The following is an 11,458-nucleotide window of genomic DNA, read 5'->3' as shown; positions in this document are numbered from 1 at the left end:
TAAAAGATGTGTGTTTTTTATTATTTGTTTACAATTATATTTATGTGAATAAAACAAAGTTTTCAAAAACTCTCAGGACAAAAATCTCGTTCCTTTTTCTTTTTTTGATGAATTTTTTCCGGCATGTTGAAGTTTTTTTTCTTGGCGGTGAAGAATGTCTGTGCTGCGGAAAAAACAGCGGAATAATTCCTGTCTGCAAAATCTGCCTTCAAAAACTTTTTGTTGAAAATGGAGCAAAACGCTGTTCGGTCTGCGGAAAAATTCTCGTGAGCGAAATTGAACTGTGTTCATCTTGCCGAAGCCAAAAAATTCTTTCTAGCGTAGATTCTTCTTTTTCTCTTTTTTCGTATCGGCTTTGGAAGAAAAATCTGCTTTTTGCCTGGAAAACTGAGGAAAAAAGAGTCCTTTCTCCGGTCTTTGCTTCGTTTGCTTTTAAAAAAATTGCAGAAATTTCAAAATTATGGAATTCTGAAGGTATAATTTTGCCTGTTGTGCCAGTTCCTCCTCGTCCTGGAAAAATTCGCCAGAAGGGCTGGGATCAAATTGATGAGCTTTGCTTTTATTTGCGGAATTTGTATGGAATTCAAACTTTGCCTTTTTTGAGGAGGCTTACTCGTTTTCAGCAGAAAAAATTGAACCGGCAGCATCGTCTTGAGCAGATAAAAAATGCCTTTGTTCTGCGCCCGCAAAAAGAAATTCAAAAATTACTAAAATCTCTTCCGGAAACTGTAGTTCTTCTTGATGATGTTATGACCACAGGAAGCACTCTTGAAGCCTGCGCTTTTGAATTAAAAAAGGCTGGAATTAAAAATATTATTGCGTTGACTTTGTTTATTGTTGATTAGGTTTGATTTTCTATTGGTTTGACGGTATAATTTCTAATAATTCGACTTTAAAGTTGACTATTAAAATATAAGAATAGAGGTACTTAATATTATGAAGGAAGAAATTCCAGGTTATACAGTAGCAGAAGCGGTAAAAGAAGCGCGCCGTTGTCTTAATTGTCCAAAACCGCTTTGCCGCACAGGCTGTCCGATCGAAAACGAAATTCCTCAGTTTAATCATGCGCTTGCTCAGGGAAATATTGGAGAAGCCTATAGAATTATCTCTCAAAAGAGCAATCTTCCTGCAATTTGCGGACGTGTTTGTCCTCACGAAAATCAGTGCGAAGGACATTGTGTTCTTTATAAGTCGGGAAAAGGGATAAAAATCGGTCGTATTGAAAAATTTATCGCAGATTTTTATTCAGAAAATCAGCTTTCTTCAGAAAAGTTAGTTCCAAAAACTAAAGGCAAGGTTGCTGTGATAGGCTCAGGTCCTGCTGGTCTTACTGTTGCAGGTGATTTGGCGCGCAAAGGCTACAATGTTGTAGTTTATGAAGGCGAGTCAGAACCGGGCGGTGTTTTGCTCTATGGAATTCCGGATTTCCGTCTTCCAAAAGAGGTTGTCCGCCGCGAAATTAAAAATATCGAGGCTCTCGGTGTAACTTTTGTATGCAATACAAGGGTCGGAACAGATATTACAATCGACAAAATGTTTGAAGAAGGATTTGAAGCTGTATTTATCGGTGCCGGAACATCAGTTGCAAAAGGACTTGGAATTCCTGGCGAAAACCTGAAAGGTGTAATTCAGTCTTCATATTTCCTTCGGATGACACGTCTTTTCCTTGATGAAAAAGTAGACCGCTCTGAAGTTCCTGTTGAGGAAGGCGACAGAGTTATCGTAATTGGAGCAGGAAATGTTGCAATGGATGCTTGCCGCACAGCTGTTATGATGAAGGCTTCTTCTGTTGTTGACTGCTATCGTCGTACAATTGAATTTATGAAGGCTGCGCATGCAGAATACGATGGAGCTGTAAAAGACGGAGTTGATTTTAGATGGGAACACACTCCGATTGAAGTTGTCGGCGAAAACGGAAAAGTTACTGGTCTTAAGGTTTCAACTCCTGAAGGAGAAAAAATTCTCCCGGCAGACAAGATTTTGATTGCTGTTGGTTCAAAGCCTGCTGGCATTGTAATTTCTTCGACAACCGGAATCGATGTAGATGAATCCGGATATGTAATTACAAAACAGACTCCTTACGGCATGACTACGAAAAATGGTGTTTTTGCTGGCGGTGATATTGTTCACAAGCCTGCGACAGTTGTTCTTGCAATGCGCGAAGCAAAAAAAGTTGCACAGGGAATTGCGGATTATATCGAAGCAAGAAAACTTCTTGGAGTTTAAGTTTTAAATTCGCTTGAAAAATAAATTCTCAGAATAAAGAGGTTAAAAAATGGCAGAAGGAACTCAGATTCAACTTGTAACATTTCAGCTTGGCGAGGAGCTTTATGGCGTTGATATTATGGACGTAAAAGAAATTGTAAAAGTCTGTGATGTACGCCAAATTCCGAATGCGCCTTATTACGTTGAAGGTATTTTTAACCTCCGAAGCGAGATTATTCCTGTAATGAACTTGCACAAGCGTTTTCAGATAAAAAAACTTGAGAGCTCATCAAACGAAGAAGAGTTCGACGGCGGTTTTATTATTTTGAATATTGATAACAACAAAATTGGAATCATCATTGATAAAATCGCCAGAGTTGTAACCGTTGATATGTCTGATGTAAAAGATCCTCCTCAGATGATTAGCGGAATTGGAACTGAGTACATTCAGGGTGTAATCCGTCAGGAGAACAATTATCTTATTATGCTCAATATCCGCAAACTGTTTAATCCAAAAGAACTTCAGAAAATTTTTGATTCAGAATAGATAGTTTTGGATTAAATCCGTGCCTAAAAAGAGGCAATAGATAAAAAAATAGGTTTCAGTAAAAAATGATTCAGACTTTCAGTTCTACGATACGCAGAAAAGAGATGGATGCGGTTTTAACCTGTATGGTTGACGAAAAAACTGGTCCAGGAGAACTCAATTCAAAATTTATTCAGGCGTTAAAGGAATTTTCTGGTTGTGACGGCGCCGTTGCCTTTAGAAGCCCTTCGATCGCCCTTTCTTATGCGCTAAAAGCTCTTGATTTGCCTGAGAATACTTCTGTTATGCTGAGCGCTCTGGCTCCTTTTTGGCAGTATGATGCAATTCAAAAACTTGGATATAAACCGCTTGTTTTGGATGTTGAAGAGCAGACTGGTCTAGTAAATGCAGAAATTGTTCAAAAAGGAATAAGTAACGGCGGAAGACTTTTGATTTTGCACGAAACAATGGGAATTCTTCCTCAAATCGAAGAAATTATTTCGCTTGGAATTCCTGTAATCGAAGATATTTCTCATTCTTTTGGAGCGGTCTTGCCGGAAAAAACGGAAAATGCCGAAACTGAAGAAAATTCAGAAAAAAAAGCCGGCAAAAAACTTGAGAGAAAGGCAGGTTCGTTTGGAATTTTTTCTATTCTTGGGCTTGAAGAATTTGATACTGTGACTGGCGGTGGCGGCGCTGTTTTAATGGCTCCTCAGCGCCGGGAATGGATTGTTTTAAAAAAATATACAGATTCTGCTCCGCGGACAGATATTTTGCCAGATATAAACAGCGCTCTTGCGTTTATTCAGCTAAAGGAATTCAACAGAAATGAGCAGGCAAGAAAGACTTTGTTCGCAGTTTTTCAGCGTTCTTTGATGAGTGGAAAAAACAGAACTTTTGTGAGGGACAGTGACAATGCTTCTACAATCTGGTCTTTTCCTGTTGTTTTGAACGGAAGTGTAAAAGACGTAAAGCAGTATGCTTCTAAAAAGGAAATTGAAATTCAGCCTGCATATTCTGACAGCGTAATCGCCCATCTTGATGAATCACAGCTGCAGGAGCTAAAAATAGCAAAATCTTTGAGCTTAAGGACGGTTTTGTTTCCTTTGTATCCTCGGCTTGGTTCAGAATCTGCCGCAAAAATTGCAAAAGTTTTGGGAACCCTGCCGTAATAAAAGATTGCAGTAAAAAGTTAATCCTAAAACTGAAGTTTTAATCTTGACTTTTTATGGGAGAGAATATGGTTCGTTGCTTAATCATCGTTAACACATATAAAGAAGAATCTCAAAAAATGGGAGCAGAAATAAAGTCTTACCTTGAAAAATGTGGAATTCGAGGCGATGTTTTTCTGTTCAATGGCTTTTGCGAGCAATATCCTTTTAGCGGATACGATTTTGTAATAACTTTGGGTGGCGACGGAACGGTGCTTTTTGCGGCCAGAGGTTGTGCGCCTGAAAAAATTCCTATTATTCCTGTAAATTTTGGAACCTTTGGTTTTATTGCCTCTGTTCAAAAAAATGAATGGAAAGAACAGCTGCATCAATTTTTGGACGGAAAATCTTTGATTGTCAGCCGCAGTATGCTTGAAACAGAGATAATTCGCGGTGGACTGAAACGTTTTTCGGCTGTAAGTTTGAATGATGTCGTTATTAGTGCTAAAAATTCTGCACACACAATTAATTTTGAAGTTGAATACGGAAAAACTCCTCTCGGCCGGTTTGTTGCCGACGGAATGATTCTTTCGACCGCAACAGGTTCGACAGCATATTCTGCAAGCGCAGGCGGTCCGATTATCGATCCTTATATCGATGCAATGTGTCTTACTTTAATAAATCCATTTAGTCTTTCGAGCCGGCCTTTGGTTTTGAGCCCGAAAAATGGCCTTTCTACAAAAATTCTTCCAAGCCGTGTAAGCGATGTAATAATTACGGTTGATGGGCAGATTCCGAACGATTTGCATGTCGACGACATAATAAAAATTCATCAGTCACCGCACAAAGCGCTTTTGGTTGGCTGCACTCAGGAAAAATTTTATAAATCATTGCGCCAGAAATTGAACTGGTCTGGAGGTCCAAATGCTTGAGGATTTAAGAATCAAAAATTTTGCCCTTATCGACAGTGCCAGTGTTGAGTTTAAAAACGGATTTACAGTTCTTTCTGGAGAAACTGGTGCCGGAAAATCGCTTTTAATCGGAGCGCTGACTTTTTTGCTCGGCGGAAAAGGCGGCGTTGAACATATAAGAACTGGTTGTCAGACAGCTCAGGTTTCTGGAACTTTTTACATAAAAGGACTTTCGTCTCCTGTTGATTCATCAAAAATAAACGAAGATGACATAAAAACTCCTGCGCAATGGCTTTATGTGCATGGAATTGAGAGCGAAGATGATAGAATTCTGATTCGCCGTGCAGTTCGCGATACTGGAAAATCTGCCGCCTGGATAGGCGACACTCCTGTCACTCGGGCGGATTTGGCTTCGTTTTGCAATTTTTTAATCGACATTCACGGTCAGCACGAGCATCAGTCGTTGATGCGCGTTAGCGAGCACCGAAAATTTCTTGATTCGTTTGCCGGTTTGGACGAAAAAGTTGAAGAATTTACGGCTCTTTATTCAAATTTGGTTGCAAAGCGCAGAAATTTGGATGAACTTTTGTCTGACGATAAAACACGCGCTCAAAAAATCGATGTTCTTACATTTTCTGTAAAAGAAATTGAAGATGCAAAACTAAAAAAAGGCGAAGACAGAGAGCTTGAGGACGAAGAAAAGAGGCTTTCTTCATTTGAAAAACTTTACGAAGACATAGATTCTATCTGCCAGACTTTGGAAGGCGCAGAAAGTTCTAGCGGAGCGGTTTTGCTCTTAAAGAAAATCCGTTCCGTAGCACAGCACGCCTGTCAGCTTGATAAAAATCTTGAATCTCTGGATAGCCGTCTTGAAAGCGCATTTTATGAACTTTCGGACATTGCAGGTGAATATTCTTCCTATAAAAACAGTCTTGTTTTTGATCCTGAGAGACTTGCTTTTGTTCAGGACAGGCTTACTTTGATTTATAATTTAAAGAAAAAATATGCTTCGTCGGTCAATGCGCCGGTTGAAGAAGTGATTCAATTCGGACTTGACGCGCAAAAAAGGCTTGCAGAGCTTAGTGGCGGCGAAAAAAACAAGGATTCCTTAAAAGCGGAAATTGCCGGGCTTGAAAAGAATGTCTATAAGCAGGCAAAAGAGATTTCTGACAGCCGGAAAATTGCCGCTCAAAAAATGTCCGGGCAGGTTATGGCGATTTTAAAAACTTTGGGAATGAAAGATACGCGGTTTGCAGTCAATGTTGCGGAAAAAAATGGCTCTCAAATCGAACAGAAATGCGGTCCTTATGGAATGGACGATATTGAATTTTTGATTGCGGCCAATCCCGGTAATCCGCTTCAAAGCCTTGCTAAAATTGCTTCTGGCGGTGAATTGAGCCGCGTTATGCTTGCATTAAAAACTGTTCTTGCGGAAACAGACAGTGTCGGAACCCTTGTTTTTGATGAAATCGATACGGGAATCGGTGGAGAAGTTGCGGTTTCTGTAGGACAGCATTTAAAAAATCTTGCAAAAAAATGTCAAATTTTATGTATAACACATCTTGCCAGCATAGCTGTTTATGCCGATAATCAGCTTAAGATTACAAAGAGTGTTTCTGAAGGAATGACAAATACCGAAGTTTCTCCGATTGAAGGAGAGCAGAGGGTTGCCGAAATTGCGCGTATGCTTTCCGGTGATGCGGCGAGTCAGGAATCTTTGGAACATGCAAAATCAATGCTTGCAAAATTTTCGGGTACTGGAGAAAGCTAATGGCGAAGATTTCAACAGAAAACAGAGAGCTTTTTAATGAAAAAATTGTTCCATACAAAGATGAAATAAATGCTCATCTTGAAAAAGAAAAAGAGGTTCTTGCTTTAATCGAGAAAGAAAAAAACAATGTCGGCTATAAAAAACTTTTTCTTTGCGAAGATCAGATTTATATTGCAACGATGTGGATTGCAATAAACAATCTTTCTGTCGAAATTCTTGATACTAAAAATAATGATGCTCTCAACGACGCAAGAAAATGTCTTTACAAGGCAATAATTCAGCTTGAAGAAGTTGTTACTGCTGTTATAAATTGCCCTTACATCGAAATTGAAGACAAAGTTGCCGAAATCGAAAATACTCCTCTTGAAAAAAGATTTTATCTTGTAAAAAAACTTGGACTTGCAATTCAACTTTTGGTTGACGCTTTCGGAGAAAATACGAAATGGAAGTGGTCTTTTGTTGAGCTTAGAGGCCGTTTTTGTACAGTTGCAAAAAACCTTATTCCAATGAAACAAGCCTGCAAAGATTATTTTGATCCTCGTTCTGCAGATTACGACAATACAGTTTATTATATTCGGCTTGTTTTAAAACTTTTGGATCAGTCTGCAACTCAATATCGCGACCGGTATGAACTTTCAACGCATCGCATTGACGATATGAACGCGGCGATAAACTATCTTCTTGCATTGCGCCGCCTTCAGATTTTATTAGGCATGAAAGATGAAGCAGAAGAAACTAAAAAGAAAGCTGTGGTTTGGAAAGAAAAACTTGATGCAGATCATAAGTCAGGAATTGCCAGCTAAAATATGCTTAATAAAAAATTCATTCTAAAATTATTTGAAGGTTTTTCTATTCAACGATGGAACGATTTGGTCCGGCCTTTTGAACTTGTAGAAATGGACAAGGCGGCGGAACGAATGATTGTTGCGTACATAATTGGAAAATACGAAGAAAAAGCCGGAAATAAAATTGACTGGGAATGGATTATAAACGCCTCTCTTTTTGAGCTTCTAAAAAAAATTGCATTGTGCGACATAAAAAGTCCTGTTCAGCAGATGATTCGCCGTCAGTTTCCGCAGGAATATCTAAAACTGAATGAATGGGTTTTAAAACAGTACAAAGACATAATTGAAGACGAAACTCTTTATTCAGATTTTACACTTTATATTGCACGTACTGCCGGAAATTTTCCTATGCCAAAGGAACTTGAGCTTTCTGCGCGGGTTTTGCGTGCTGCCCATAAATTTGCTTCAATGCGCGAACTTCAGATGATTGAATGTGTAAACGAAGAAGAGCGGATTGTAAAAATAAAAAAGGATTTGAATCAGGAAATTCAGAAATATCTGGATTTGCGCGGAATGCAGCTTCTTGTTACGAGGCAGCGGCCGTTCGATTTTATTATGATGATTGAACAGCTGCGTTTTCAGACAAGATGGAATCAAACTCCGAGAGTTCCAAAGACAAGCGTGCTTGGACATTGCTATTTTGTTGCCGCCCTTACTGTTCTTTTGATGAGGGACACAAAAGTTAAAATGTGCCCAAAGCGTCTTTTTAACGACTTTTTTTCGGCTCTTTTTCACGATTTGCCGGAAGCCGTAACACGAGATATTATTTCTCCTGTAAAGCAGGCAACCGACGCTCTTCCTGACATTGTAAAAAAAATCGAGGATGAAATAGTCAACCGCGAACTTGTTCCTCTTATGGATGATTTTTATGCTGACGAAATTATTTATTTTACAAATGACGAGTTTTCAAACCGAATTCAGCAAAAGCAAAAAAACGGAAATAAAAAGGTTCAGAAAGTTGAATGGGAAGATTTGAACGGAAAATACAATTTTGACGAATTTAATCCTGTTGACGGAAAAACTGTCCGTCTTGCCGACCATTTGAGCGCATTGATAGAAGCGGACCGTTCAATAAAATATGGAATTACGAGCGCGCATCTTCGTGGCGGAAGAAAACACACCTTGAACGGATATGCAAAAGGACTTGTTATAAACGGCATAGAAATTCGAAAAATTTTTGATGAAGTTGTTTCTGACTAAAAAGCCGCAGTTCGCTTTTTAAATTGGCATTTTTTTATAAAAAACTGTAATTATATTTTTTTTGCCTTTAAAACATATATTTTTTGCCGAAAATATATGAGTTATGAAGTCTGTATTTTTTAAAAATGTAAAAACTGCAATTTTTTTTACTGGAGTCAGTGTTTTTTGTTCAGGTTTTTTGTCTGCTGAATTGACTCATACTGTTCAAAAAGGCGAAACTCTTTATTCAATTTCAAAAAAATATAATACAACGGTTCAATCGATTGCAGATGTAAACAAAATTGGCGGTACAGATATAAAGATCGGACAAAAACTTGTAATTCCGGAAAAAAGCGGAGCGGTTCAAGCAAAAACAAATGATTCTGCTTCAAAAAATGATTCAAAAAGCGGCTCTAAAACCGAAAAAAGCAATTTTGAAAAAAATACTCAGGCTTATACAGTCAAAAAAGGCGACACTTGGTACGCAATTGCCAGAAATTTTTCGGTAAGTGTAAAGCAGCTTTACGAATTGAATGGAACAGACGAAAAATCTGGACTTAAGGTCGGGCAAAAAATAAAAATTCCGGCACTTTCTGCGGTTGCTTCTAATCAGAATGTAAAAAATACTGAAACTTCAAAAACTACTGCCCCGACATCAAAAAATTCTGAATTAAAAAATCAGTTGCCGTCCGTTATTGTCGATACTCATAATTATTCTGAAAAAAAAGGCGATCCGAACCTTGTCTGGCCTGTTCAAAAGCCTGAAGTTGCTTACGTAAACGGAAAAGTTAGCGGCGTAACGCTCAGTGCAAAAAAGGACGAGCCTGTCGATGCAATAAAGTCTGGAACTGTAATGTTTAGCGGAACTTACCGCGGTTTTGGAAACGTTGTCTTTATTCAAAGCAAAACCGGCCATATTTACGCATACACCGGACTTGGAAAAGTTTTGGTTTCTAAAGGCGATTATATCGATTTTAAAACTCAGATTGGAACGGCAGGAATTGACAGTTATTCTTCAAAAAGCCAAATAAGCCTTATGGTTTTTCAGAACGGACTTCCGATTGACCCTGCAAAAGCTCCTCGTGGCTAGTTTTTGGCAAAATCTGCGGTTTGAGAATTTTATATCGTTTTTTTAGTGGGAATTTATATTTCTTCTATTGAATTTGGATTTTGGTTTTCGGCCAAATTTTCGCTATCCAAAGAAACAAATTTAACATCTGCTTCCGATGTGATTTTTTCGCGGATGATTACCTTTATATTTTTGCAGACAAGAGTTGTAATGTTTAAGGTTTGACCGAAACGGTTTGAATAAGTTGAATTTGTCTGAGCAATGCTGTCTGTTTTTAGATAAATGTGGAGTTCACTTTTTATATATTCAATCATGTCGGAAAAGTTTATCCGTTTGTTGAATTCCATGTCCCGTTGAATGTAATCAATTGCTTCAAAATTCGAAAGATTGCTTTTCAGTTTTGTTTCCATTTTTGCCTGCCTTATAACAATGCCTGGACTGCGAGAGAATATGTTTGTTCCGAGTAGATTCTAGGCCTCTGTTTTTTCTTTTTTTGCGGAACTGGCATTTTTATTAAAATTTTAAATATTTCGGCACAGACTTTTGCATCGTCAAAGGCGCGATGTGCATGTCCCTTGTCTATGCTGAACTGGTCTGCAAGAAATGTCTGTTTCCAGCTTTTGTTTTCTGGCAGCATAATCCTGCTTAGTCTGAGCGTGTCGACTGCGCTGTTTTGCAGCGGCAAAAAACCGAGGCGTTGTGATTCTGCGTTCATAAAACGAAGATCAAATTGTGCATTGTGCGCCAGTAAAATTGTTCCTTTGCAAAAATTTCTGAATTCTGGAATGATTTTTTCTGCTAAAGGAGCATTTTCCAGCATTTTGTCGTTGATTCCTGTCAAGCCAACAATAAACGGATTTAACGGAGATTGAGCTTTTATTAAAGATGAAAATTTTTCAAGAACTCTGTCCTTTGTAAATTTTACTGCGCCGATTTCGATTATGTTCGAATTTTCTGGATTTTGTCCGGAAGTTTCTGTGTCAAAGGCACAAAAAACAGCGCCGTCTTCATAAAGAGAGAGAATTTTTTTGTTTGACGCAATCAAGTGCAGGTTATTGTTCATGAATAAAACTTGGACTGCCAGCTTTTGCAATTTGTTTTGCCGGCAGTCCATTTTTTTTAATTATTTTGCATTTTCAAGAAGATTTTTGATTTCTTTTGAAATTAAATCGCAGCTTTCTGCCGATTCTTTCTTCGCCTCGTCGAGAGTTCCTTTGACCTCAGTCCGTGAGTTGATATAGAACTTGATTTTTGGCTCTGTTCCTGACGGGCGCGCTGAAACGATTGTTCCGCCCTCAAGCACAAACTGGAGAACATTTGACTTTGGAAGCGCGATTTTTGACTTTTCAGCCGGTTTTTCAGGATTGTAAGAGACGCTTTCCTGAATGTCGCGGATTTCAAGAACTTTCTTTCCGCCGAGAACTTTTAAGCCTTCCGCGCGGAGCTTTGTCATAATTCCTGCCATGACTTCTTTTCCAGCCGAGCCAGGGAAATACTGGGAAATCGCTCTGTCCTCGAAGAATCCGTACTCTTTCCACATATCGTCAAGATGCTCGAGAATCGATTTTCCTTTTGAAGCCCAGTAAAGCGTCATTTCCGCGCACATTGCAGCCGCTGAAACGCCGTCCTTGTCCATCACTTCTTTTTCGACTTTGTAGCCGTAAGACTCTTCAAGACCGAAAACGTAATTTTCTGAGCCGTCTTTTTCAAATTCGTCTTCGACTGCGGCAATCCATTTGAATCCTGTCAAACACTCGTGCATTTTCACGCCGAATTTCTTGCAGATGTAGTCGCAGAAAGG

General features: G+C 38.8%; 11 protein-coding genes and 1 pseudogene. 9 read left to right on the top strand and 3 right to left on the bottom strand.

Annotation, left to right across the window (positions count from 1 at the left end):
* The first annotated feature begins 44 nt into the window (after positions 1–44).
* The 9 genes from B2X33_RS08805 (at position 45) to B2X33_RS08765 (ending at position 9,678) form a co-directional block, all read left to right on the top strand.
* Positions 45–845, top strand: coding sequence for a ComF family protein (locus tag B2X33_RS08805; RefSeq protein WP_296669068.1), 801 nt, complete (start codon positions 45–47; stop codon positions 843–845).
* Between the two features lie 91 nt (positions 846–936).
* On the top strand, positions 937–2,226 hold the full coding sequence (locus tag B2X33_RS08800) for an NAD(P)-dependent oxidoreductase (RefSeq protein ID WP_296669065.1): 1,290 nt from the start codon (positions 937–939) through the stop codon (positions 2,224–2,226).
* A 49-nt stretch (positions 2,227–2,275) separates the two neighbouring features.
* Complete coding sequence (locus B2X33_RS08795) at positions 2,276–2,752, top strand: chemotaxis protein CheW (protein ID WP_296020855.1); 477 nt, start codon at positions 2,276–2,278, stop codon at positions 2,750–2,752.
* Positions 2,753–2,817: 65 nt separating this feature from the next.
* The gene (locus B2X33_RS08790; RefSeq protein ID WP_296669063.1) at positions 2,818–3,903 is read left to right on the top strand and encodes a DegT/DnrJ/EryC1/StrS family aminotransferase; all 1,086 of its coding nucleotides are present in this window, start codon (positions 2,818–2,820) and stop codon (positions 3,901–3,903) included.
* 68 nt (positions 3,904–3,971) lie between these two features.
* The gene (locus B2X33_RS08785; RefSeq protein ID WP_296020841.1) at positions 3,972–4,814 is read left to right on the top strand and encodes an NAD(+)/NADH kinase; all 843 of its coding nucleotides are present in this window, start codon (positions 3,972–3,974) and stop codon (positions 4,812–4,814) included.
* Positions 4,807–6,564 (top strand): DNA repair protein RecN, encoded by a 1,758-nt coding sequence (recN, locus tag B2X33_RS08780; RefSeq protein WP_296669062.1) that lies wholly within the window; start codon positions 4,807–4,809, stop codon positions 6,562–6,564. Before B2X33_RS08785 ends, recN begins: the two co-directional genes overlap by 8 nt.
* A complete protein-coding gene (locus tag B2X33_RS08775) occupies positions 6,564–7,367 on the top strand; it encodes a TP0443 family flagellar-associated protein (protein WP_296020826.1) in 804 nt (267 codons plus the stop codon). The genes recN and B2X33_RS08775 overlap by 1 nt, the downstream gene beginning before the upstream one ends.
* Positions 7,368–7,370: 3 nt before the next feature.
* The gene (locus B2X33_RS08770) at positions 7,371–8,609 is read left to right on the top strand and encodes an HD domain-containing protein (protein WP_296020820.1); all 1,239 of its coding nucleotides are present in this window, start codon (positions 7,371–7,373) and stop codon (positions 8,607–8,609) included.
* Positions 8,610–8,712: 103 nt separating this feature from the next.
* Entirely contained in the window at positions 8,713–9,678 is a 966-nt protein-coding gene (locus B2X33_RS08765; RefSeq protein WP_296020811.1) for a LysM peptidoglycan-binding domain-containing protein, read from the top strand.
* Positions 9,679–9,731: 53 nt separating this feature from the next.
* Here the strand turns inward: B2X33_RS08765 and B2X33_RS08760 are convergent, their stop codons facing one another.
* The 3 genes and pseudogenes from B2X33_RS08760 to B2X33_RS08750 all read right to left on the bottom strand — a co-directional run.
* Positions 9,732–10,067: a hypothetical protein gene (locus B2X33_RS08760; RefSeq protein ID WP_296669060.1), complete on the bottom strand. Its 336-nt coding sequence runs from the start codon at positions 10,065–10,067 to the stop codon at positions 9,732–9,734.
* Between the two features lie 11 nt (positions 10,068–10,078).
* Entirely contained in the window at positions 10,079–10,720 is a 642-nt protein-coding gene (locus tag B2X33_RS08755) for a 3'-5' exonuclease (RefSeq protein WP_296020800.1), read from the bottom strand.
* A gap of 60 nt (positions 10,721–10,780) precedes the next feature.
* Positions 10,781–11,458, bottom strand: a pseudogene (locus B2X33_RS08750) (phospho-sugar mutase); the annotation flags it as partial.

This window comes from Treponema sp. UBA785, from assembly GCF_002297065.1.
Taxonomy (GTDB): domain Bacteria; phylum Spirochaetota; class Spirochaetia; order Treponematales; family Treponemataceae; genus Treponema_D.
This window is presented reverse-complemented; position numbering and strand designations above follow the sequence as displayed.